20 protein-coding genes and 1 tRNA gene are annotated in these 22,652 nt (G+C 68.8%); 12 read left to right on the plus strand and 9 right to left on the minus strand.

Annotated elements, in window-relative coordinates; translation table 11 throughout:
- The first annotated feature begins 27 nt into the window (after nucleotides 1-27).
- The 4 genes from BZG35_RS01550 (at nucleotide 28) to dapB (ending at nucleotide 5,622) form a co-directional block, all read left to right on the plus strand.
- Nucleotides 28-1,281, plus strand: a complete 1,254-nt coding sequence (locus BZG35_RS01550; RefSeq protein WP_077354036.1) for a UbiH/UbiF/VisC/COQ6 family ubiquinone biosynthesis hydroxylase — start codon at nucleotides 28-30, stop codon at nucleotides 1,279-1,281.
- Between the two features lie 210 nt (nucleotides 1,282-1,491).
- The gene (dnaK, locus tag BZG35_RS01555; protein ID WP_256364149.1) at nucleotides 1,492-3,528 is read left to right on the plus strand and encodes a molecular chaperone DnaK; all 2,037 of its coding nucleotides are present in this window, start codon (nucleotides 1,492-1,494) and stop codon (nucleotides 3,526-3,528) included.
- Nucleotides 3,529-3,691: 163 nt separating this feature from the next.
- The gene (gene dnaJ / locus BZG35_RS01560) at nucleotides 3,692-4,876 is read left to right on the plus strand and encodes a molecular chaperone DnaJ (protein WP_077354038.1); all 1,185 of its coding nucleotides are present in this window, start codon (nucleotides 3,692-3,694) and stop codon (nucleotides 4,874-4,876) included.
- Complete coding sequence (gene dapB, locus BZG35_RS01565) at nucleotides 4,873-5,622, plus strand: 4-hydroxy-tetrahydrodipicolinate reductase (protein ID WP_077354039.1); 750 nt, start codon at nucleotides 4,873-4,875, stop codon at nucleotides 5,620-5,622. Before dnaJ ends, dapB begins: the two co-directional genes overlap by 4 nt.
- A gap of 66 nt (nucleotides 5,623-5,688) precedes the next feature.
- Here dapB and BZG35_RS01570 read toward each other — a convergent pair whose 3' ends face one another.
- The 5 genes from BZG35_RS01570 to metK form a co-directional block, all read right to left on the minus strand.
- On the minus strand, nucleotides 5,689-7,221 hold the full coding sequence (locus BZG35_RS01570) for a response regulator (RefSeq protein ID WP_077357725.1): 1,533 nt from the start codon (nucleotides 7,219-7,221) through the stop codon (nucleotides 5,689-5,691).
- Between the two features lie 137 nt (nucleotides 7,222-7,358).
- A complete protein-coding gene (locus BZG35_RS01575; RefSeq protein WP_077354040.1) occupies nucleotides 7,359-8,855 on the minus strand; it encodes an ATPase domain-containing protein in 1,497 nt (498 codons plus the stop codon).
- A 161-nt stretch (nucleotides 8,856-9,016) separates the two neighbouring features.
- Complete coding sequence (gene trmB / locus BZG35_RS01580) at nucleotides 9,017-9,739, minus strand: tRNA (guanosine(46)-N7)-methyltransferase TrmB (protein ID WP_077354041.1); 723 nt, start codon at nucleotides 9,737-9,739, stop codon at nucleotides 9,017-9,019.
- An 81-nt stretch (nucleotides 9,740-9,820) separates the two neighbouring features.
- Nucleotides 9,821-10,207: a hypothetical protein gene (locus BZG35_RS01585; RefSeq protein WP_077354042.1), complete on the minus strand. Its 387-nt coding sequence runs from the start codon at nucleotides 10,205-10,207 to the stop codon at nucleotides 9,821-9,823.
- 71 nt (nucleotides 10,208-10,278) lie between these two features.
- Nucleotides 10,279-11,478 (minus strand): methionine adenosyltransferase, encoded by a 1,200-nt coding sequence (metK, locus tag BZG35_RS01590; RefSeq protein ID WP_077354043.1) that lies wholly within the window; start codon nucleotides 11,476-11,478, stop codon nucleotides 10,279-10,281.
- Nucleotides 11,479-12,347: 869 nt separating this feature from the next.
- Here metK and BZG35_RS01595 point away from each other — a divergent pair.
- From BZG35_RS01595 to BZG35_RS01615, 5 genes are all read left to right on the plus strand, one after another.
- Nucleotides 12,348-13,040, plus strand: coding sequence for a helix-turn-helix transcriptional regulator (locus BZG35_RS01595; protein ID WP_077354044.1), 693 nt, complete (start codon nucleotides 12,348-12,350; stop codon nucleotides 13,038-13,040).
- 188 nt (nucleotides 13,041-13,228) lie between these two features.
- Nucleotides 13,229-13,723, plus strand: a complete 495-nt coding sequence (locus tag BZG35_RS01600; RefSeq protein ID WP_077354045.1) for a hypothetical protein — start codon at nucleotides 13,229-13,231, stop codon at nucleotides 13,721-13,723.
- A gap of 59 nt (nucleotides 13,724-13,782) precedes the next feature.
- The gene (locus tag BZG35_RS01605; protein ID WP_077354046.1) at nucleotides 13,783-14,541 is read left to right on the plus strand and encodes a hypothetical protein; all 759 of its coding nucleotides are present in this window, start codon (nucleotides 13,783-13,785) and stop codon (nucleotides 14,539-14,541) included.
- A 39-nt stretch (nucleotides 14,542-14,580) separates the two neighbouring features.
- Nucleotides 14,581-17,037, plus strand: a complete 2,457-nt coding sequence (locus BZG35_RS01610; RefSeq protein ID WP_150125884.1) for a hypothetical protein — start codon at nucleotides 14,581-14,583, stop codon at nucleotides 17,035-17,037.
- Entirely contained in the window at nucleotides 17,034-17,918 is an 885-nt protein-coding gene (locus BZG35_RS01615; protein WP_077354048.1) for a hypothetical protein, read from the plus strand. The genes BZG35_RS01610 and BZG35_RS01615 overlap by 4 nt, the downstream gene beginning before the upstream one ends.
- Nucleotides 17,919-17,998: 80 nt before the next feature.
- Here the strand turns inward: BZG35_RS01615 and BZG35_RS01620 are convergent.
- From BZG35_RS01620 to hemC, 3 genes are all read right to left on the minus strand, one after another.
- Nucleotides 17,999-18,074: transfer RNA gene (locus BZG35_RS01620), tRNA-Thr, on the minus strand.
- A gap of 41 nt (nucleotides 18,075-18,115) precedes the next feature.
- On the minus strand, nucleotides 18,116-18,778 hold the full coding sequence (locus BZG35_RS01625) for a uroporphyrinogen-III synthase (protein WP_253189231.1): 663 nt from the start codon (nucleotides 18,776-18,778) through the stop codon (nucleotides 18,116-18,118).
- Nucleotides 18,779-18,787: 9 nt separating this feature from the next.
- Nucleotides 18,788-19,723 (minus strand): hydroxymethylbilane synthase, encoded by a 936-nt coding sequence (gene hemC, locus BZG35_RS01630; protein WP_077354050.1) that lies wholly within the window; start codon nucleotides 19,721-19,723, stop codon nucleotides 18,788-18,790.
- Between the two features lie 188 nt (nucleotides 19,724-19,911).
- On the opposite strand from hemC, the gene tsaD reads away from it, so the two are divergent.
- Genes tsaD through BZG35_RS01645 form a run of 3 tightly spaced genes read left to right on the plus strand, consistent with a single transcriptional unit; the run spans nucleotide 19,912 to nucleotide 22,366 of the window.
- Entirely contained in the window at nucleotides 19,912-20,985 is a 1,074-nt protein-coding gene (gene tsaD / locus BZG35_RS01635; RefSeq protein WP_077357726.1) for a tRNA (adenosine(37)-N6)-threonylcarbamoyltransferase complex transferase subunit TsaD, read from the plus strand.
- Between the two features lie 8 nt (nucleotides 20,986-20,993).
- A complete protein-coding gene (locus BZG35_RS01640; protein WP_077354051.1) occupies nucleotides 20,994-21,992 on the plus strand; it encodes an NAD(P)H-dependent glycerol-3-phosphate dehydrogenase in 999 nt (332 codons plus the stop codon).
- Nucleotides 21,989-22,366: a Rieske (2Fe-2S) protein gene (locus tag BZG35_RS01645; protein ID WP_077354052.1), complete on the plus strand. Its 378-nt coding sequence runs from the start codon at nucleotides 21,989-21,991 to the stop codon at nucleotides 22,364-22,366. Before BZG35_RS01640 ends, BZG35_RS01645 begins: the two co-directional genes overlap by 4 nt.
- Before the next feature lie 6 nt (nucleotides 22,367-22,372).
- Here the strand turns inward: BZG35_RS01645 and BZG35_RS17810 are convergent, their stop codons facing one another.
- Nucleotides 22,373-22,537: a hypothetical protein gene (locus BZG35_RS17810; protein ID WP_171981848.1), complete on the minus strand. Its 165-nt coding sequence runs from the start codon at nucleotides 22,535-22,537 to the stop codon at nucleotides 22,373-22,375.
- Nucleotides 22,538-22,652: the final 115 nt, after the last annotated feature.

Genomic DNA, 22,652 nt, shown 5'->3' on the forward strand with positions numbered 1-22,652 from the left:
CTATTGCCTACTGCCTGGTTGAAAGACATGTCCGCCCCCCACACCCACGACGTCATCATCGCCGGCGCCGGCCTGGCCGGGGCGACCTTCGCCCTGGCGGCGGCGCAGGGGGGGCTGCGGGTCGCGCTGATCGACCCGCAGCCGTTCTCCGCCCAGCTGGAACCGACCTTCGACGGGCGGTCGACGGCCATCGCCTGGTCGACCTTTCGGATGCTGGACGTGCTGGGCCTGGGTGCGCGGCTGAGGCCCCACGCCTGCCGGATGGACCGGATCCTGGTGACCGACGGGCGCCGGCCCGGGGCGGCGTCGAAGCCCGCCTCGCCCGCCTATCTGCGGTTCGACGCCGAGGAGGTCGGGGACGCCACGGGGGGCGAGCCGCTGGGCTATATGGTCGAGAACCGGCGCATCCGGGTCGCCCTGTCCGAGGCCATCGCCGAATCCGACGTCGAACTGCGGGCCCCGGCCTCGGTGGTGGCGGTCGAGACCGCGGGGGCCCGGGCCGCGGTGACCCTGGCGGACGGGTCGGTCCTGACCGCGCCCCTGGTGATCGGGGCCGAGGGGCGGGGGTCGCGGGTGCGCGCCGCCGCCGGGATCGAGACGGTCGGCTGGGCCTATGGCCAGTCCGGGGTCGTGGCGACGGTGCGGCTGGATCGCGACCACGGCAACGTCGCCCACGAATATTTCCTGCCGCACGGCCCGTTCGCCATCCTGCCGCTGACGGACCGGCGTGCGAGCCTGGTCTGGACCGAGACGACGCGGGCGGCCGAGGCGCTGAGGGATGCGTCCGACGAGGCCTTCCAGTCGCACCTGATGCGGCGGTTCGGCGATTTCCTGGGCACGGCGACGCCGGAGGGGCCACGCTTCGTCTATCCGCTGGCGCTGGAACTGGCGACGCGGCTGACCGCGCCGCGCACCGCCCTGATCGGCGACGCGGCTCACGGGGTGCATCCGGTGGCGGGCCAGGGGCTGAACATGGGGCTGAAGGACGCCGCCGTCCTGGCCGAGGTGCTGGTCGAGGCGATGCGGCGGGGCGAGGACATCGGGTCCGACACCGTGCTGGACCGCTATGCCCGCTGGCGGCGGTTCGACATCATGGCCCTGGCGGCGGGGTTCGACGCCTTCGTGCGGCTGTTCTCCAACGACCTGGCCCCGGTGCGCCTGGTCCGCGACCTGGGCATGGCGGCGGTCAACCGGATCGGGCCGCTGCGCCGGGCCTTCATGGGCGAGGCGGGCGGGGCCACCGGCGACCTGCCGCGGTTGCTGAAGGGCGAAGCCCTCTAGAAGGGGGCGCTACCGCTCGCGACGCGGTCGCTCGCTGCTTGAGCGCGTCCTTGCAGGGGGCGCTATCGCTCGGAACGCGGTTCCTCGCTGCTTGAGCGCGGTCTGTGACGCGCGACCGGAGCGTGTCGCCGCCCGGCTGAATCGCAGTCAGGCCTTGCGGGGCAGGGTGACTTTCCCATATCCCGACCAGCCCGAGAGACCTTGCTGTTTGTGAGGTTTCGCGGTCAGCACATCCCACCTGCCGTCCCGCGCCCCCGCGGGCGGTGCCAACAAACGGGGGCGGTCACGCGCGGCGCTTTTGACAAGGCCGCCGCATCGCCCGCCAGACGGAGAAAAAGAAGGCTCATGGCCAAGATCATCGGTATCGACCTCGGCACCACCAACTCGTGCGTGGCCGTCATGGACGGCAAGACGCCCAAGGTCATCGAGAACGCCGAGGGCAATCGCACGACCCCGTCGGTGGTCGCGATCCAGGACGGCGGCGACACCCTGGTGGGTCAGCCCGCGCGTCGCCAGGCGGTGACCAACCCCGCCAACACCTTCTTCGCCATCAAACGCCTGATCGGCCGCAACTTCGACGACCCGGTGGTCGCGAAGGACAAGGGCATGGTCCCCTACGAGATCGTCAAGGGCCCGACCGGCGACGCCTGGGTTCGCGCCAACGGCAAGGACTATTCGCCCCAGCAGATCAGCGCCTTCACCCTGATCAAGATGAAGGAGGCCGCCGAGGCCTATCTGGGCGACAAGGTCACCCAGGCCGTCATCACCGTGCCCGCCTATTTCAACGACAGCCAGCGTCAGGCGACCAAGGACGCGGGCAAGATCGCCGGCCTCGAAGTCCTGCGCATCATCAACGAGCCGACCGCGGCGGCCCTGGCCTACGGCCTGGACAAGAACGACGGCCAGAAGATCGCCGTCTATGACCTGGGTGGCGGCACGTTTGACGTCTCTATCCTGGAGATCGGCGACGGCGTGTTCGAGGTGAAGTCGACCAACGGCGACACCTTCCTGGGCGGCGAGGACTTCGACGTGCGTCTGGCCGACTACCTGGCCGACGAGTTCAAGAAGGAACAGGGCGTCGACCTGCGCCAGGACAAGCTGGCCCTGCAGCGCCTGCGCGAAGAGGCCGAGAAGGCGAAGAAGGAGCTCAGCTCCACGACCCAGTACGAGGTCAACCTGCCGTTCATCACCATGAACGCCTCGGGCCCGCTGCACCTGAACATCAAGCTGTCGCGCGCCAAGCTGGAAGCCCTGGTCGACGACCTGATCCAGCGCACCATCGAACCCTGCGCCAAGGCGCTGAAGGACGCGGGCCTGAAGGCCTCGGACATCGACGAGGTGGTCCTGGTCGGCGGCATGACCCGCATGCCCAAGGTGCAGGAGGCCGTGAAGGCCTTCTTCGGCAAGGAGCCGCACAAGGGCGTGAACCCCGATGAGGTCGTGGCCCTGGGGGCCGCGGTCCAGGCCGGCGTGCTGCAGGGCGACGTCAAGGACGTGCTGCTGCTGGACGTCACCCCCCTGACCCTGGGCATCGAGACCCTGGGCGGCGTCTTCACCCCGCTGATCGAGCGCAACACGACCATCCCGACCAAGAAGAGCCAGGTGTTCTCGACCGCCGACGACAACCAGTCGGCCGTGACCATCCGGGTGTTCCAGGGCGAGCGGCCGATGGCGTCGGACAACAAGATGCTGGGTCAGTTCGACCTGATGGGCATCCCTCCCTCGCCGCGCGGCATGCCGCAGATCGAGGTGGCCTTCGACATCGACGCCAACGGCATCGTCAACGTCTCGGCTAAGGACAAGGCGACCAGCAAGGAACAGTCGATCCGCATCCAGGCCAACGGCGGCCTGTCGGACGCCGACATCGACAAGATGGTCAAGGAAGCCGAGGCCAACGCCACGGCCGACAAGGAGCGCAAGGCCCTGGTGGAGGCTCAGAACGCCGCCGACAGCCTGATCCACTCGACCGAGAAGGCCCTGGCCGAGCACGGCGACAAGGTCGAGGCCGACGTCAAGACCACGATCGAGACCGGGCTGACCGAGCTGAAGGCCGCGCGCGACGGCACCGATCCGGAAGACATCCGGACCAAGACCAATGCCCTGGTCCAGGCCTCGATGAAGCTGGGCGAGGCCATGTACGCCCAGAACGCCGCCGCCGGCGGTGACGATGCGCCCGCCGACGACGGCGTGGTCGATGCGGAGTTCGAGGAAGTCTCGGGCGACGACGACCAGAAGAAGAGCGCCTAAGACCGAAGGATCCTCCCCCGCGATGCGGGGGAGGATCGTGGCTTTCATGAAACTTGCATCCTCCCGCCCGGCACCCATGTCCTCATCGGGTCGCCATTCCGCTTGCGTGTCCGACAAAGAGGCGTGAACGGAAGGTACGGGGTTGGCTTAAGGACATCTGCGCATGGCGCGTGATTATTACGAGGTGCTGTCGGTCGAGCGGACCATAGACGCCGCCGGCCTGAAGTCCGCCTATCGCAAGCTGGCGATGGAGCACCATCCGGACCGCAACGGCGGGTCCGAGGAGTCGATGGCCCGGTTCAAGGAGATTTCCGAGGCCTATACGATCCTGTCCGACGACCAGAAGCGCGCGGCCTACGACCGGTTCGGTCATGCGGGCGTCAACGGCGGCGGGGGCGGGGGCCAGCAGGGCTTCCACGACGTCAACGACATCTTCTCGCAAGTGTTTGGCGACGCCTTCGGCGACGTGTTCGGCGGCCGGCGGCAGCCGAATGGACCGCGTCGCGGTTCGGACCTGCGCTACGATCTCGAGATCACTCTGGAGCAGGCCTACAAGGGGGCCGACGTGGAGATCGCGGTCCCGACCACGGCCACCTGCGAGACCTGCGAGGGCTCCGGGGCCAAGCCCGGCACTCAGCCCAAGACTTGCGGCACCTGCGGCGGGGCCGGCCGGGTGCGTCAGGCCAATGGCTTCTTCCAGGTCGAGCGGACCTGCCCCGCTTGCGGCGGCTCGGGCCAGAACGTCGACCCCTGCGTCACCTGTCACGGCCACGGCCAGGTGCGGAAGACCCGCAAACTGGCGCTGAAGGTGCCGGCCGGCGTCGACGACGGCTCGCGCATCCGCCTGACCGGCGAGGGCGACGCCGGCACGCGCGGCGGCCCGCGCGGGGACCTGTACGTCTTCCTGTCGGTGACGCCGCATGACCTGTTCGAGCGCGACAACCTGGACCTGCTGGTGACCGTGCCGGTGCCGATGACCGTCGCGGCGCTCGGCGGTGACATCGAGGCCCCCTGCCTGGTGTCCGAGGCCTGCGACGGCCAGTGCCGGGCCCCGGTCTCGGTCCCGGCCGGGGCCCAGACGGGCAAGACCGTGCGCATCCGCGGCAAGGGCATGCCGCATCTGAACGGCCGCCAGCGCGGCGACCTGGTGGTCGAGCTGTTCGTCGAGACCCCGACCGACCTGACGCCGCGCCAGAAGGAGCTGATGCAGGAACTGGCCGCCTCGTTCGGCGACAGCCAGAGCCCACGCAACTCCAGCTTCGCCGGCAAGGCCAAACGGTTCTGGGCCGACATCCTGGGCGCGGACGATGAAGGGGCCTCCAAGGCCTCGCGCGAGACCGCCCAGTGAGCGAGCTCTTCCACGTCGGCATCTCCGGCGCGCGCGGCAAGATGGGGCGGGCGGTCGACCAGACCCTGGACGCGCGCAACGACGTCGTGGTCGCCGCCCGGTTCGACTGGGGCGAGACGCCCGACCTGTCGCGCTGCGACGTGGTGATCGATTTCTCGACGGCCGAGGCCTCGGTGGCCCTGGTCCAGGCCTGTGTGGCCAAGGGCGGCCCGGCCCTGGTGATCGGTTCGACCGGCTTCACCCCCGAACAGGACGCCGTCCTGGCCGCGGCGGGCGAGACGCTCGCCATCGTGCGCAGCGGCAATTTCTCGCTGGGCGTCAACATCCTGATCGGCCTGGTCGAGCATGCGGCGCTGCGGCTGGACGCGCGCGACTGGGACATCGAGATCACCGAGGCGCATCATCGCCGCAAGGTCGATGCTCCCTCAGGCACGGCCCTGATGCTGGGCGAGGCGGCCGCTAACGGGCGCGGCCACGATCTCGCCGCCCTGAGGACCGCCCCATACGACGGCATCGCCGAGGCCCGCGAGACCGGCAAGATCGGCTTCGCCTCGATCCGGGCCGGCGGGATCGTGGGGGAGCATACCGTGCTGTTCGCCTCGGAGGACGAGGTCCTGACCCTCAGCCACTCGGCCATCGACCGGTCCCTGTTCGCCAAGGGGGCCGTGGCCGCCGCCGCCTGGGTCCGGTCGCGCCGGCCGGGGCTTTACGACATGCAGGACGTGCTGGGCTTCCGGCAGGCCTGAATGCCTGAAACGCCGGGCCGCCGTCGCTGTGCCGACGGTCGAAGGCTCCGTCTCCGCCAGGGCGCCCTAGCCAAGGGCCAGGGACAGTTTTTCGGCCAGGGCGTTCTCATCAAACGGCTTGTGTATGATCCGATCCTCTGCTGTGGCCGCCAATGCGTCGTTGTCGGCGTATCCCGTCACGAACAGGATCGGCAGGCCTGGACGTCTCACGGCCATCTCTCGCGCGACCTCGCCGCCGTTCATGCCCGGCATGGCGAAGTCCAGCACGACGGCCTGGATATCCGGGCGCTGATCAAACAGATCCAGGGCCGCGCCTCCGCTGCCGGCCTCCAGGACGCGATAGCCAAGGTCGACGAGGATCCCCCGGGTCACGGCCCGGACGGCGTCGTCGTCATCGACCACCAGAACCGTCGTGTCCGGGAGCGGTGCCGCGCTGACGGGCGCGATCGGAACGGTCTCGTTCAACGGCCTGGCGTCCGCGCGAGGCAGGAATATCCGTATCGTGGTGCCCTTCCCGACGGCGGTGTCGATCTCGACGCCGCCCCCGGATTGCTTGGCCAGGCCGTACACCTGGCTCAGCCCCAGGCCGGAGCCCTTGCCGACCGCCTTCGTCGTGAAGAACGGCTCGAAGACCTTGGCCCGCACGTCGTCGGACATGCCTGAACCATCATCAGACACGGCCACCATGACATGCTGTCCGGCGGGCGGCTGCTCGGGCGTCAGAGGGGCCGGCGCGACGACGTTGGCGGTCTGAATTCTCAGGGTGCCGCCGACGTCCATCGCATCGCGGGCATTGATGGCCAGGTTCAGGATCACCAGCTCGATCTGGGTGGGGTCGATCATGGCGGGCCACAGGTCCTCCGCCAGGTCCGGCTCCAGAATACGCACGCTCCCGCCGATCGTGCTCTGGAGCAGATCCTTCATGCTCCGAACGGTGTCGTTCAGATCGACGGGCCGCGGCTCGAGTTTCTGACGACGCGAGAAGGCCAGCATCTGAGCCGTCAGCTGCGCCCCCCGCCGGGAGGCCTCGGCCATCATGGAAAGGCGTTTCTGCAGCGACGGATCCTCTGTCCGTTTCCGGATCTGCTCGACGTTGCCGATGATGACCGTCAGCAGATTGTTGAAGTCATGGGCGATGCCGGAGGTCAGTTGCCCCACGGCTTCGAGACGCTGCGCCTGACGCAGAGCGTCTTCGGCCTTTCCGCGTTCGGCGATCTGGTCGGCGAGCTGTCGGTTGGCGGCTTCGAGCTCGGCGGTTCGGTCGAGGACCCGGCGTTCCAGCAGCGCCTCGCCGCGTCTGATCTCCTCGATCCGCTCCCGGGCCTCATACTGGCGACTTCGGCCGCGCAGGGCGGTGCGTACGGCGCTGACGAGCGTGGTCGGATGAAAAGGTCGCTCCAGAAAACCGACATTGCCGAGCGTTTGCGAGAGGCGCTGGGCCAACGGGTTGCGCTCGACGCTGCCGCCGCGCTGGGTCAGGATCAGGAAGGGAAAGTCCGACCATGACGGCTGGCTCTGGATCCAGGTCGAGAGCCCGCTGAGGTCGGCCGAACGCAGGACGTCCTCCACGACGATCGCCAGGCCGGCACCTTCGTTCATGCGGACGAGGAGGTCCTCGATATCCCGGCAGAGAAGCGCCGGACACCCCGCCTCCGCGAGGATGGCGGTGGCGATCGCACCGTCTCGTCCGGATGGGGTCAGGACCAACGAGCGGCGGGAAAGGCTGCCGCCGTCGCTCACGCGCCTGGGTCGCCCATCAGACCGGCGCCTGGCCCGACGAAGTTCGGAACGCCCCGCAAAACACCCTGGAACTCGTTCAGCGGCGCGCCGAGCCTGAGCCCTTCGAAGCCGATGCTGAACTCGCGAATGGTGGTCTCATGCTGACCCGCCCGCTTCTTGATGACAGAAACGGCCCGCCGAACCTCGCCCCGGGCTTCGAAATAGCGAAGCAGGATGACCGTGTCCGCCAGATAGGTGACGTCGATGGGAGCCTTCATCTCCCCGACGAGGCCGTGCTGGGCGACGGTCAGATAGGTCGAAGCCCCCTGGCGGTTCAGATACTGGAGCAGTTCGTGGATGTGCAGCACAAGGAACTGTTCCTGCGGCATGGCGGCCTGGTAGCCGTTCAGGCTGTCGATCACCACGGTCTGGATGTCCTGGGCCGATACGCATTCGCGCACGCGCGACGCGAACTCGCCCGGTGACAGTTCCGCGGCGTCGACCTGTTCGATGATGAGGTCGCCGTCCGCTTCCATCGACCTCAGGTCGATGCCCATCTTGGCCATGCGGTCGTAGAGGAGCCCAAGTTCCTCATCGAAGACGAACAGCGCGGCCTTCTCGCCGCGTTTCACCGCCGCCACGGCGAAGTTGATGGTGAACAGCGACTTGCCCGTCCCCGCCGGCCCCAGGACGAGGGCGCTGGACCCGCGCTCGACGCCTCCGCCCAACAGGGCGTCCAGCTCGGCCACGCCGCTGGACATGGGACTGCGCGCGAAGGCGGAATGGTGCTCGGACGCGACGATCCGGGGGTAGACCTCCAGTCCGCCGGTCTTGATGGTGAAGTCGTGATAGCCGCCCCGGAAGCGACGGCCCCGGTACTTGATCACGCGGACGCGACGGCGTTCCGCTCCGTATTCGGGCGCCAGTTCCTGGAGCTGGATCACCCCGTGGGCGACGCTGTGAACGGTCTTGTCGTTGATGTCCGTGGTCAAGTCGTCGAGCAGGATGACGGTCGCGCGCTGCCTGGCGAAATAGTGCTTCAACGCCAGCACCTGGCGTCGGTACCGCAGCGAGCTCTGGGCCAGGAGACGGATCTCCGACAGGCTGTCGATCACCACGCGGCGCGGCGTGTTGCGCTCGACGGACTCGAAGATCATCCGGGTCGTCTCGCCCAGCTCCAGATCGGAGGAGTAGAGCAGGCTCTGCTGCTGCTGTTCGTCCAGCAGGCTTTCGGGCGGCACCAGTTCGAAGATGTCGACGCCGTCCAGCGACCAGCCGTGGTTTCGCGCGGTGCCGCGCAGCTCTTCTTCGGTTTCGGACAGGGTGATGTAGAGCCCACGCTCGCCGAGGCGCGCGCCCTCGAGGAGGAAGCGCATCGCGGAGGTGGTCTTGCCGGTTCCGGGCGCGCCTTCGAGCAGATAGACGCGCTCGCGCTCCAGACCTCCCGCCAGGATGTCGTCCAGCCCTGGAATGCCGAAGGCGGCGTCAGGTCGATCGGTGTCTGTTGTCGCCACGTTACGTCCTAAGGATCACAGCCAAGCTGCAACGCCCTTCCGCGCAAGTGGTTACATGGCCCCGCTGCAGCGCGACACGTTTTGCGTCCGAGACTGGACGTCCTCACACACGGGCGGAGCCTCCGAACGCAGCGTCGGTCCCGAAAGGATAGGGTGAGCGTTCAGACCTTCTCGAACTCCAGAAACAGCGGGTCGGTGTCGCCGAGGCGTTTTTCCTCGTAGCGGGTGACGACGTGGTCCGCCGGGGCGATGCGCCAGTCGGCGGCCTCGTCGGCCGTCCACACCAGGCCCGGCGTGGCCAGGAACCGCTCCAGGGCCCAGCCGGCATAGTCCTTCCAGTCGGTGACGAAGCGCAGCCGGCCGCCGGTCTTCAGCACACGGGCGAGGTCGGCGGCGAAGGCGGGCTGGATCAGGCGGCGCTTGTTGTGCCGCGCCTTGTGCCAGGGGTCGGGGAACAGGATCATGATCCGGTCCAGCGCGGCGTCGGGCAGGGCCTCAACCACCGCGCGGGCGTCGTCGGCGTGCAGGCGGACGTTCTTGAGGTCGCCCTCGTCGATGTGGCGCAGGGCCGAGGCCACCCCGTTCAGGAAGGGCTCGCAGCCGATCATCAGGGCGTCCGGATGGGCCGCCGCCTGGGCCGCCAGATGTTCGCCCCCACCGAAGCCGATTTCCAGCCAGGCCTCCGCCGCCCCGGGCATCAGGGAGGCGACGTCGATCGGGCCGGCCGAGGGATCGGGCAGGCGGACCTGGGGCATCAGGGTGTCGAACAGGGCCGCCTGAAGCGGTTTGATCGCCCGCGACTTGATCCGCCCGAACGAGCGGAGTGGTCCGGTGGCGCGCGGATGCAGGGGATCGCCGGGTGTCTTGGGTCGGGAAGCGGGCATGGGCGGGCCTATACCGCAAAATCGCCGGCCGCGCCTCTCGGCACGGTCGGCGAGGGCCCGATCGGGCGCGATCTGTTCCGGTCAGGGGCGGGGCCGTCGAGCGCCCTGTTCGGGGGGACCACTGATCGGGTCCGACACCTTGATATCGTAGTCGCCGCAGGCCTCGCCGACGCGATCGGCCATGTGCGGGTCATGGGCGACCAGTCGCCGCGCGCCGTCGCAGTCGCCGCTGTTGATCATGTCGGCCGCGCGCTGGGCGCGGCGGACGCGATACGGCGCGCGCAGCTCTCGCCACGCGGCCGTCATCATCTCCAGGCGGTAGGGGCCGAACGTCTGCTCGACGCTGCCCCGCCCGGGGGCCGGCCCGCCGGCATTCACATCCGGGGTCTGAGCGGATGCGGCTGTGGCCCCCAAGGCCAAACCGAGGCCCATCGTCGTCGCCAAAGCCATGCCGAAGACACGCATCATGCCCCTCCGCAACCGGAGTTTTATGAAAACACGCCTTTCCCCTGCGGTCAATCCTTGGCCGGACTGCGCGCCTAGGCGAGGGCCTTCAGTTGATCGACCAGATCGGTCTTTTCCCAGCTGAAGCCACCGTCGGCGTCGGGGGTGCGGCCGAAATGGCCGTAGGCCGAGGTGCGGGCGTAGATCGGCTTGTTCAAGCCCAGATGCTCGCGGATGGCGCGGGGGGTGGCCCCGCCGATCAGGCCCAGGATCTTGTCTTCGAGGACGGCCTCGTTGATCGGGCCCTTGGCCGTGCCGTGCAGGTCGACGTGGATCGACTGGGGCTTTGCCACGCCGATTGCATAGCTGATCTGGATGGTGCAGCGGTCGGCCAGACCGGCGGCGACGACGTTCTTGGCCAGGTAGCGGCAGGCATAGGCGGCCGACCTGTCGACCTTGGTCGGATCCTTGCCGCTGAAGGCGCCGCCGCCGTGGGGCGAGGCCCCGCCGTAGGTGTCGACGATGATCTTGCGCCCGGTCACGCCGGCGTCGCCGTCGGGTCCGCCGATCTCGAAGATGCCGGTCGGGTTGATGTGCCAGACGGTGGTCTCGTCCGTGAAGCCCTCGGGCAGGACGGCCAGGATGTGCGGCTTGACGATCTCGGCCACGTCGGCCGAGGACAGGCCGGCGGCGTGCTGGGTCGACAGGACGATCGAGGTCGCGCGGACGGGCACGCCGTCCTCGTACTGGATGGTGACCTGGGACTTGGCGTCGGGCTCCAGCCGGGTGTCACCGCCGTGGCGGACCTCGGCTAGGCGTTTCAGGATGTTGTGGCTGTACTGCAGGGTGGCCGGCATCAGCTCGGGCGTCTCGTTCGAGGCATAGCCGAACATGATGCCCTGGTCGCCCGCGCCCTCGTCCTTGTTGCCGGCGGCGTCCACGCCCACCGCGATGTCGGCCGACTGGCCGTGCAGGCGGTTGATGAACTCGAACGTCTCCCAGTGGAAGCCGGTCTGCTCATAGCCGATGTCCTTGACCGCGGCGCGGACGGCGGCCTCGATCTCGGCCTCGACGCCGGGGGCCCAGTTTCCGGCCGTGTCCATCACGCCCTCGCCGCGGATCTCGCCGGCCAGGACCACCAGATTGGTCGTGGTCAGGGTCTCGCAGGCCACGCGGGCATAGGGGTCCTTGGACAGGAACAGGTCGACGACCGTGTCGGAGATCCGGTCCGCGACCTTGTCGGGATGGCCCTCGGAGACGCTTTCCGAGGTGAACAGGAAGGAAGAACGGGACAAGGCGATGCTCCGAGCAGCCACGGGGGGCGAGGTGGCGTGCAGACATATAAAGATATGCTTATATGTTCAAGGGACGCTGCGAGGCGGCCTGCGAATACCGTCTGCGAAAGACGCTGCCACCCCCCGATCCCGCTGAGGACCCGGCCAGCGGACCGGGCACGGGTCCCGAGCCCCAAACCGCGCTCGAGATCATGGGATTGTCGCCTGAACGGGTTCAGCTGTCGGCTCATCGAATGGCCGGCGAGGCCTGGCCTCGACCGGGCCCTCACGCTTGGCGTGTCCCCTTCCGGGCGTCAGCCACACGGGACCGCTTGGGCCTGCGGGCGGTCGCGACCCCCGACGTGGCTGTGTCCCTCAACCTTAACTTCAATGCATCTGCGAACGTCTTCGACGCGGCTTGCCGGACGCGCGCCCATGTCCACCGATGAGTGGTTGGCAAATCATTTAATGCAACCGGGGCAGGGTATTCGAGACGTCGGACCTGTCCCGTCAATTTATCCACAAGATTACCAACCTGTTATAATTGAAGTTAGTCCCTTCAAGGGGACCTATAATTGGCTGTACTATAAAAGATTACAAAACAAGAAAGTATCATTTCTTGGGCCATATGATGTCGACTGCAGTCTGTGTGGATGTATCCGCTATTCACTGTTCAGATTTGATCAAGCGCAACAAGCGTGCACTGCAACATGCGGGCCCTGTTAACCATCGCGCCACGTCTGCGGCCGTCGGCCTGGGTACCCGTTATGCCTAACGACTTTTGGGTACACTGAATCGGCTAGGCAAGTTTGGGATTGTTATTTTTGACGTAACGCGGTGTTTTGTGTCCACAGCCCAGCAGTGGCCTGGGGGTGTGACGGGGGGAAGTCGTGACTTACAACTCCATCGCGGACGACCAAATTCGCCAGCCCGCCGGGATCAAGCCCGCCAAACACAGACTGCTCAAGACACCGAACCTGGAGGTGCCCTGGGCCCGCTTGAATGGCGAGGGATCGTCGAGCGGCGACGATGTCGATTGTTCGCAGGGGTGGGACGGTTGGTTCGTCCTCGATCCGGCACCCCGGTTCGTCGTCAATAGGGAAGGTCAGCTTCGTTGCGCCAATCCGGCGAGCAAGCGCGCCCTGGACAATGGGCAGTTGGCTGTCACGAGCCTGGGCACCTTGAAGTTCGGTTCCGCAGACTGCGACACACGCTATCTGTCCGCCGTTCAGCAGGTCGTCGACAGCGGCCTGACCATGAGGGCGGTGCTGCGCCAGCGCCATGGCGGCTGGTTCACGGCGGACGTTCACGGGGTGCCCGGCGAAACGTGGTGCATCCTGGCGCTTTCGGCGGAGTTGAACCCGACCCAGCAGTCCATGGACGCGATCTGCCGGGCCTTCCAGCTGAGCCGGTCGGAAACCGATGTTCTGACCCGCCTGCTGGACGGGCAGTGCCCGAAGATCGCCGCCAAGCTGCTGCGCATTTCCGAGCACACTGTGCGGGCGCATCTGCGAAGCATCTATGCCAAGATGGGAGTGCGCGGACTCAACAACACCATCCGACTGGCCAGTTCGCTGCTATAAGACGCGCAAACTGACTAATAACAATATCGGTAGTGTCAGTTTTAGCTACGGAAGAAGGCAAACAAGACTAGGGATTGGTGATTCAATACAGCCTGCTAACGATCTCGAGCCTAGCCGGTCCTGGCTAGGTCCGGACAGAAATCTAGAAACAACCTGATTTCTCCGTTTGCAGCAAAAGGAATGAAGCCATGACCAAGTCCATCATTCTGGGAAGCGTGACCGCGCTCGCCCTGGTGTTCGCGGGCGCCGCCAGCGCTCAACAGCAGACCAACCTGGGCGGCTCCGTCGCGCCCGTCTGCTTCGTCAACAACCTGAACCCGTCCCTGAACTTCGCCAACATCGTGACGGGCGCCCAGGTGACCGACGCGTTCGACGTCCGCTGTAACGATGTGGACGGTGCGACGATGTCGCTCACGTCGGCGGAAGGCCATCTGGAGAGCGATGATTTCGAAGACCAGGGCGTCGGCTACAACGTCAACATGTCCCAGGCTGCGATCGGCCTGTCGCTCAGCCTGGCGGCTCTCGTCGGCATCAACGACATTTCGAACACCGACGCCCTGCCCGGCAGCTTCACGCTGGCGTCCGGCGTGAACAATGCGGCGTTCACTGCGACTCTCGCCGGTAACGGCGTGTGGGCCGGCGGTTACAGCGACACTCTGACCGTCGATATCACTGCCAACTGAGTGAGAGGGCGGGGGGTGGCAGAGCCGCTCCCCGTCACTTCAGCAACAAGGGTGTCGCAATGTTGAAACTGATCAGACTCGCCACCCGGCCGCCGGGGGCGGTCATCCTTCTGTGGGCCGCCATGGCCATCGGCCTGGCGCTCGTCGCGTCGCCGGTGTGGGCGCAGCAGGTCGAGCCCATGGTGTTCTCCCTCACGCCCAGCGGTGCCGGCGCGACCCGAACGCTCCGCATGGAAAATCCGAGGAGCGCGCCCATCACGGTCGAGGTCACCGCCAGCGCCATCGCCTATGACGCGCAGGGGGCCGAGACCTGGTCCCCCGCCGACGAAGATTTCCAGATCTTCCCGCCACAGTCGCTCATCCCGTCTCGGGGGGCCCAGGCGTTTCGCATTCGATATGTCGGCGACCCCTCGCTGGAGGTGTCCCGGTCCTACCGCATCTCGCTGAGGCAACTGCCCGTGGCCTTGCCGGAAGGCGAAAGCGGCATCGTCGTCGGGGTGAATTTCAACACGCTGGTCAACGTCGTGCCCCCCGACTCGCAGAGCGATCTGGTTGTGAACGCCGTCGTTCCCGAGCCCACGGGTGGCTGGCGTCTGTCGCTGGAAAACAAGGGCACCCGCTATGTCCGCCTGACGCGAACGGCCTGGACCCTGAGCGACGGCGACCGCCAGCAGACCCTGGATGGCCCGACCCTGTTCGGCGACATCCAGAGCAACCTCGTTCCGCCCCGTTCCCAGCGCGAACTGGTCATCGCCACCCCGCCCGCATTCGATCCCGCGAAGGTCGCGATCACCATCTCTGCCCCGCCGACGGAATGACGGGGCATGGCACATCATCGCGCCCGCTGGCCTGGGGGCATGACCAGTATGCTGGCGCTGTTCGTGGCCGCGTTTCCCGCATCCGGCGAGCCAGGCCTTTTCGCGCCGCCTTTTCCATCTGAGGACGCGCCCATCCGCACCGCCCCGCCGGCGCTTCAGGCCGTGGATCTCGAACTTCCCCTGTCGCTGAATGGTTTCTACCTGGGCGACATCAGCGCCCGGATCCTGCCGGACGGCGGCGTGGTCGTCATGGGAGAGCGGCTGAGGGCGCTGTTGTCCGATCGCGTCGACCCTGGCGTCCTCGCCCTGCTCGAACAGCTGCCCTCCGGCTCCGCCAGCCTGGCCCAACTCGAGGGTCTCGGTCTGGTGGTCGGATACGATCCCGCCGCTCTGACGCTCGACGTTCGCCTGACCCCTGAACAGACCGGGCAGACGGCCCTGACGCTGCGTCCGGCCAGCCCCCCCTCCGCCGAGCTCATGGCGGGCGCGGCGGAGGTCGCCGCAGGCGTGTCCTTGGTCAGCCGGGCCGCCTATGTCCATGAAAGCGATTTCGAGCCCGAAGGGTCCCAGCCCTTCCGCGCCGACCTCAATGGCTTCATCGCCGTCGGAGGGTTTGACGGATGGGCCCTGGTCGGCGGCGGGGACTACGATGCGGACAGGCGGGAGGCCTGGCGGCGCAATGCCGTTACCCTCATCCATGATGACTACGATCAGGCGATCCGCTACCGGGCCGGGGATGTCCGGCCGCGTCCCGAGGGCTTTCAGGTTTCGCCAGACATCCTCGGACTGAGCGTCGAACGTGACTACGCGACCATCCAGCCGTTTCGCAATATCCAGGCGTCCGGTCGAGCGACGTTCACCCTGGAGCGCCCCTCCGTCGTCACGATCGAGGTCAACGGCGTCGTCACCGCGACGCTGTCCCTGGTGCCGGGGCGCTATGACGTGCGCGACTTCCCCTTCACCCAGGGTGCCAACGCCATCCGGGTGCTGGTCGAGGACGAGTTCGGCGTTCGCGAGATCGCCGGTTTTTCGACCTTCGCCGACATCGAATTGCTCGGGGGTGGGCTCGATCAATTCGGCGTCTCCGCCGGTGTCCTGAGAGACCCGTTCGATTTCGAGGGGGGTTACGCCTACACCGACGATCCCGTGCTGACGGCGCATTACGCCCGTGGCCTCTCCGATGCCGTGACCGTCGGGGGCGAGCTGGAGGTGGGGCCGGACATCGCGCTGGTCGGTGTCCGCGCCGCCTGGGGGACCCGCCTGGGACTCGTCGCTGCTCAACTCGCCATATCGAAGCGCGACGTGGACCGCGCCTGGGCCGCGCTGGCCCGCTACCGGCTGCCCGCCGTCGAGTACCGGACCTGGCTGCACGAGTTCGATGCCCAAATCGAGCATCGCCGCGCCGGCTTCGGCTCCCTCGGCGATGTCGCCGGGACCGCGTTCAATGAGACGCGCATCGAGGCGCGGTATCTCGCGCGCAAGGGAAGCCGCTTCTTGGGGTTCACGGCCTCCCATGTGGAAAGCCGGGTTCGCAGCACCTTCGTCTCCCTCACCGCCGGTTGGCGGTGGCGTGAGTGGACGCTCTCGGCGACCGCTCAGCCCTGGGTGGCTGGATCCCGCGAGCGACCGGATCGGTTCCTGTTCAACATCACGCGCCGGCTGGGCCGCCATGCGTCGTTGCGCCTGCGACAGGCCACGAGCCCTTACGAGGCTCAGGTCGAGATCCAGCGCTTCACGGCCCGCAGGGTGGGCGACTGGGGAGGGCGCGCCGCGGTCGGCGTGATCGACGGGGTCCATAGGCTCGACGGCGACGTCATCTACACCGCCCCTCGCGCCGAGTTCGACCTCAGCCACCGCAGCGAAAGCCAACGCGACACCACCCGTATCCGCCGTTCGATCAGCGAGGCCCGTGTCGGCATGGGTCTCGGTTGGGCGGACGGTCACGCGGCCTTCGGGCGGCCGTTCGGAGACGGGTTCGTGATCGTCGAGCCACACCCGGCGCTGGCCCGCCGGCGGGCGGTGTTGCGCGAGGGGAACGGCGGACCGATCGCCGCGGTCGCGGATCGCTGGGGGCCGGGTCTGGCGCCGCTCCGCCGCGCCTACCAGGCCGAGAGCTTCTCGGTGGAGGTGGACGATCTCCCGCTAGGTTACGACCTGGGTTCGGCCCGGATCGACGCCTTCGGGGGCCCCCGTTCCGGGTTCTTCCACCGGGTCGGGTCCGACGCCGCCAACACGGTGATGGCGCATCTGCGCGACGCGGCCGGGGCCCCTGTTCCGCTGGTTTCCGGGGAACTGCGACGCCTGGACCGAGCCGGGACCGCCGCCTCCGCGTTCTTCACCAACCGCACGGGCCGGCTGGTCGCCGAGCGGGTCGCGCCCGGCCGGTATGCCGTGGTTCTGGCGGACGGCCGCGCCGCGGAAGACATCGTCGTGCCGGAGGCCGCGCTTGGCCTCGTCGAACTGCCGGACATCGTCTTGAAAGGGACCCAACCATGAGGCTCATATCCGCCGTCCTCCGCGTCCCGGTTTCGATGGTGGCCGCGGCGGCCCTGCTCGTTGCGGTTCCAGCCGCCGCCGCCGACCCTGTCATCGCGGGTGCCGCGCGAGCGACCTACGACCCTTTCAGCGGCGCGGCGGTCGCCGTCGCCCTCACGGTCTCGGTCGACCTCGAGGGCGAGGCCACGGGCATTCTGCGGATCAGACCCGCCGACAACGGGCCCTATGCGCTGGAGGGCGAGGGCCCGTCACTGGCCTTCATCCTAAAGTCAGACGCCGGATCGGCCGCTGCGAGCGGCAGCCTCGTCATCCCGGTCGACAGCCCTCGCGCGTCGATGCGGTTCGAGGTTTTTGTCCCCGCCGGACAGTATGCCCAGGCCGGGTTGCGCGCGGTCTCGCTCGAGGCGCAATTGTTCGATGCCGCGGGCGCGCCCGTTTCGGGCCCCAGCCGATTCATCGCTGAAATCGACGTGGCGGCCCGCGCCCAGGCGAACATCGCGGGGGCCTCTGGCGTCTGGGGGAGCCAGGGCAGCCTCGCCTTCATCGACTTCGGCGAACTGGACAGCCACGAAACGGCGACCGCCGCCCTGCAGGTGCGCGCCACGACCGACGTCGTGATCACCGCCTGGTCTGACCATCTCGGCCGCATGATTCATGTGGATCACCCGCAGAGCGCGGCCGAGCCGGGGTTCAGCATTGCCTACCGATTCTCCCTCGACGGTGTTTCCAGCGCCCTGACCGGACCCATGATCCTGAACCGCGCACCGGCGCCGTCGCTGGACGGCATCAGCTATCCGATCCTGATCACGCTGGACGATGCGAACGGGCTTTATGCCGGAACCTACCTCGATACCCTCAACATCGAGGTCACCGCCCGCTGAGGGTCGCGCAGACGAAAGGCGGCCTCCACGGCCATCGCCCTGTCCATCACGGCGGCGTCTGAGCGCGTTCCCTGGAAGAATGGTGCCGCTTAGGTGACTCGAACACCTGACCCCCGCATTACGAATGCGGTGCTCTACCAGCTGAGCTAAAGCGGCGCGTCGGCCCGGGCGTGCGCCCGGGCGACGGATGCGGCTGTTTATACGGCGGGCCCCGGCTTGCCAAGGGCGGTTAGCAGGGCGGTCTCGGTCGGGGCGTCGGCGATGTGGAGCGCGGCGAAGGCCTGGTCCGACAGGGCGGCGGCGACGGCGGGGGACAGGGCGACGGCGATGCCGCCGGCGAGGTGGCGCGGCATGGCCCGGGCGGCGCGGGGGGAGTGCAGCAGGACGGCGTCCCAGAGCGCGGGCGGGGCGGCGCCGGTGTCGCGCGTCTCATAGACGGAGACGACCCGGACGCGGGCCGCGGGGCCGACGGTGGCCGCCAGGTCGCCCGCGGGCTCGACGGCGGCGGGGTGAAGGATCGAACAGCCGGGCGCCTCGCCGCGGATCAGGGCGGCCAGCGCGGTCAGGTCGCCGGCGGCCGAGCGGACCGCGGCGAAGCCGGCGGTCTGGGCCGCGCGGGCGGTGGCGTCGCCGACGGCGAAGACGGGCAAGGTCCGGTCGGGCGTCAGGGCGGCGAAGGCGGCGACGCCGTTCAGGCTGGTGAAGGCCAGGGCCTCGACCCCGTCGAGGTCGAGACGGACGTCGAGCGGCCGGACCTCGAGCAGGGGGACGACCAGGGGGATGTAGCCGAGGGCGGTCAGGCGCTCGGCGGTGCGGTCGGCGCCGGGCCGGGCGCGGGTGACCCAGACGCGGCGCGGCACGCTCAAGGCCTAGGCCGGGACGCTCTGGTCACCGGCCCTCTGGTGCACCTCGTGGCCGAGGCGCAGGCCCAGGGCGCGGGCCTGGTCCATGGCGTCGGCGGCGGACAGGCCGGTGATCTCGCCCGCGCGGCGCCAGCGGGCGGTGCCGTCAGGGGCCAGCATCTCGGTGGTCAGGGTCAGGCGGTCGCCGTCGATATGGGCGTGGGCCCCGACGGCGGTGCGGCACGAGCCCTCCAGCGCCACCATGGCCCCGCGCTCTGCGGCGACGCACAGGGCGGTGGGGACGTGGGTCATGGCCTGGACCCAGGCGTGGTCAGTGTCGCCCTCGCGCGTTTGCAGGGCCAGGGCCCCCTGGCCGGGGGCGGGCAGGAAGGCGTCGACCGACAGGAAGCCGCGCACGGCGTCCGACCGGCCCAGCCGGTTCAGGCCCGAGGCGGCCAGCAGGATGGCGTCGAACTCGCCGTCGGCGGCGCGGCGCAGGCGGGTGTCGATATTGCCGCGCAGCATCTCGATCTGCAGGTCGGGGCGCAGGGCAAGGGCCTGGGCCTGGCGCCGCAGGGAGGCGGTGCCGAGGCGGCCGCCGTGCGGCAGATGCTCCAGATCGTCCCAGTCGCGGCTGATGAAGGCGTCGCGGGCGTCCTCGCGTTCCGGGATGGCGGCGAGGGTCAGGCCGGGCGGCTGTTCGGCCGGGACGTCCTTCATCGAATGGACGGCGATGTCGACGCGACCGTCCAGCAGGGCCTCCTCGATCTCCTTGGTGAACAGGGCCTTGCCGCCGACTTCCATCAGACGCCGGTCCTGGATCCGGTCGCCGGTGGTGACGATCTCGACCAGGATGACCTCCTCGATCGGCAGATCCATGGCGGCGGCGATGGCCCTTTGCATCATGCCGGACTGGGCCAGCGCCAGGGCGCTGCGGCGGGTACCGATTCGGATCGTGGCCATGCGGGTCCGTTGCGTCGTGGGGCCGGGGTCGCTACCTGAACCCGGTGGAAAGCGTCGGCGACCTTAACAGCGAAAATCGCGCCGGAAAGCCGGTTTCCGCGCGCACTGAAGCCGCGAGCGACCGCGTCGCGGGCGATAGCGCCCCCCGCGCTCAAGCCGCGAGCGACCGCGTCGCGAGCGATAGCGCCCTGACTGTCCTCGGCCTTGAGACCAGCTGCGACGAGACCGCCGCCTCGGTGGTCCGCCTGACCGCCGATGGCGAGGCGACGGTGCTGTCCTCGATCGTGCACAGCCAGATCGACGATCACGCGGCCTTCGGCGGGGTGGTGCCCGAGATCGCCGCCCGCAGCCATGTCGAGATGATCGACGGGGTCGTGCGCCGGGCCATGGCCGAGGCGGGGCTGGGCTATGACGCCCTGGACGGGGTGGCGGCGACGGCGGGGCCGGGTCTGGTCGGCGGGGTCATGGTGGGGCTGGGCTTCGGCAAGGCGGTGGCCCTGGCGCGCGGCCTGCCGCTGGTGGCCGTCAATCATCTGGAAGGCCATGCGGTGTCGGCCCGGCTGGGGGCGAAGGTCGAGTATCCCTTCCTGCTGCTGCTGGTGTCCGGCGGCCATTGCCAGCTGCTGGAGGTGCGCGGCATCGGCGACATGAGCCGGCTGGGGACCACGATCGACGACGCGGCGGGCGAGGCCTTCGACAAGATCGCCAAGGCCATGGGGCTCGGCTATCCGGGCGGACCGGCGCTGGAGCGGGCGGCGGAGCGCGGCGACGGATCCCGCTTCGACCTGCCGCGCGCCCTGCTGGGCCGCAAGGACTGCGACTTCTCGTTCTCGGGGCTGAAGACGGCGGCGTCGCGCCTGGCCCAGGCCTGCGAGAGCGACCGGGACCGGGCCGATCTGGCCGATGCGGTGCAGAGCGCGATCGCGCGCCAGCTGTCGGAGCGGTCGGACCGGGCCATGGCGGACTATGCGGCGAAACACGCGCATCGGCTTTTCGTGGTGGCAGGCGGGGTGGCGGCGAACAAGACCGTGCGGCGGGTGCTGGAGGCGACGGCGGACAAGCGCGGGTTCGCCTTCCTGGCGCCGCCGATGGCCTATTGCACCGACAATGCGGCGATGATCGCCCTGGCGGGGGCGGAACGGCTTCAGCGCGGGCTGGTTTCGGATATCGACGCGCCCGCCCGCCCGCGATGGCCGCTAGACGAGGCGCGCGCCCTGGCCGATCCTGTCCATCCGACCGGGCGCAAGGGCGCGAAGGCGTAGGAGTTTCGATGCAGTTTCGCACCGCAGGGGTCATCGGCGCGGGGGCGTGGGGCACGGCCCTGGCGCTGGTCTGCGCGCGCGCCGGGCTGAACGTCATCCTGCAGGCGCGCGAGCCCGAGGTGGTCGAGAGCATCACCGCGCGGCGGATCAACGAAGCCTTCCTGCCGGGCGTGGTGCTGGACGCGGCGATCTCGGTCACCGCGGACCTGGCCGATCTGGGGGCGTGCGACCTGGTGCTGGCGGTCCCGCCGGCCCAGTTCATGCGCGGGACCCTCGCGGCCTATGCGCCGCATCATCGCGACGGCGCGCCCATCGTGCTGTGCTCCAAGGGGATCGAGCGCGGCTCGCTGAAGCTGATGACCGAGGTGCTGGCGGAGACGATCCCGGACGCGCCCGCCGCCGTCCTGTCGGGGCCGAGCTTCGCCGCCGATGTGTCGAAGGGGCTGCCGACGGCCGTGACCCTGGCCTGCGCCGACGCGGGGCTGGGTGAGCGGTTGATGGAGACCCTGTCGGGTCCGGGTTTCCGACCCTATCTGGCCACTGATCTGATCGGGGCCGAGGTCGGGGGGGCGATCAAGAACGTGCTGGCCATCGCCTGCGGCATCTCCGAGGGCCGGGGCCTGGGGCGGTCGGCCCATGCCGCCCTGATCACCCGGGGCTTCGCTGAGATGACCCGGATGGGCGTCGCCCTGGGGGGCGAGCCGGAGACGGTGGCGGGGCTGTGCGGCCTGGGCGACCTGGTCCTGACCTGTTCCAGCCCCCAGTCGCGCAACATGAGCCTGGGCCTGGCCCTGGGCCAGGGCCAGACGATCGACCAGGCCCTGGCGGGCAAGCGGTCGGTGGCCGAGGGTTATGAGAGTGCGCCGGCGGTGCGCGACCTGGCGCGGAAGATGGGCGTGGAAATGCCGATCTGCGCGGCGACCGCGGCCCTGCTGGCGGGCGAGACGACGGTCGAGGCGATGATCGAATCCCTGCTGTCGCGGCCGCTGAAGGCCGAGCGGGCGTGAGCGACGCCGCGCCGCTGGACCGCAAGCGCGTCTGGGCCACGCCGGCCGGGGTCGCCCTGTGCGCCGTGGAGGACGTCGCCGAGCCGGGCTCGCGCGGTTTCGTGCTGCAGATCGGCGAGGCCTATTTCCACGGATTCGTGGTGCGCAAGGCGGGCGAGGTGGCGGGCTGGGTCGATCGCTGCCCGCACCAGGGGTTTCCGATCGCCATGGAGCTGGACCGCTATCTGACGCCGGACGGGTCGCTGATCCTGTGCGGCTGGCACGGGGCGGTGTTCGAGCCCCTCAGCGGGGCCTGCGTCGGAGGGCCCTGCGCGGGGGGAAGGCTGACGCCGTGGCCGGTCCGGATCGACGGGGCGGTGATCCGGACCGGTTAGGCGGGATCAGGCCTCGTCTTCGGTCGCTTCGTCGCCGCCGAAGGCCTCGTCGACCTCGTCCTCGGTGATCCGTTTGGACGGATCGCCGGGCTGGTTGAGGTTCTGTTCCTCGGTGCCGTCGCCCAGCATGCCGGGGTGGTCTTCGGTCGCGTGGTTGTTGGGATCGGTCATGGTCGTCGCTCCTTGTGGGTGACGGCGACCTAACGTTGCCCGAGCTTGGCCGTTCCTGAGGCGCTGGTCCGCTGCGGCCGATCGGTCGCCAATTTCTAGGGGGCGGGAGCTGGGC

This window comes from Brevundimonas sp. LM2 (genome assembly GCF_002002865.1).
Lineage (GTDB): Bacteria > Pseudomonadota > Alphaproteobacteria > Caulobacterales > Caulobacteraceae > Brevundimonas.

Coding starts and splice junctions, on each gene's coding strand:
- BZG35_RS01550 (WP_077354036.1), top strand. CDS start 28: ATGTCCGCCCCCCACACCCACGACGTCATCATCGCCGGCGCCGGCCTG.
- dnaJ (WP_077354038.1), top strand. CDS start 3,692: ATGGCGCGTGATTATTACGAGGTGCTGTCGGTCGAGCGGACCATAGAC.
- BZG35_RS01570 (WP_077357725.1), bottom strand. CDS start 7,221: ATGAACGAAGGTGCCGGCCTGGCGATCGTCGTGGAGGACGTCCTGCGT.
- trmB (WP_077354041.1), bottom strand. CDS start 9,739: ATGCCCGCTTCCCGACCCAAGACACCCGGCGATCCCCTGCATCCGCGC.
- BZG35_RS01585 (WP_077354042.1), bottom strand. CDS start 10,207: ATGATGCGTGTCTTCGGCATGGCTTTGGCGACGACGATGGGCCTCGGT.
- BZG35_RS01600 (WP_077354045.1), top strand. CDS start 13,229: ATGACCAAGTCCATCATTCTGGGAAGCGTGACCGCGCTCGCCCTGGTG.
- BZG35_RS01605 (WP_077354046.1), top strand. CDS start 13,783: ATGTTGAAACTGATCAGACTCGCCACCCGGCCGCCGGGGGCGGTCATC.
- BZG35_RS01610 (WP_150125884.1), top strand. CDS start 14,581: ATGACCAGTATGCTGGCGCTGTTCGTGGCCGCGTTTCCCGCATCCGGC.
- BZG35_RS01615 (WP_077354048.1), top strand. CDS start 17,034: ATGAGGCTCATATCCGCCGTCCTCCGCGTCCCGGTTTCGATGGTGGCC.
- hemC (WP_077354050.1), bottom strand. CDS start 19,723: ATGGCCACGATCCGAATCGGTACCCGCCGCAGCGCCCTGGCGCTGGCC.
- BZG35_RS01640 (WP_077354051.1), top strand. CDS start 20,994: ATGCAGTTTCGCACCGCAGGGGTCATCGGCGCGGGGGCGTGGGGCACG.
- BZG35_RS17810 (WP_171981848.1), bottom strand. CDS start 22,537: ATGACCGATCCCAACAACCACGCGACCGAAGACCACCCCGGCATGCTG.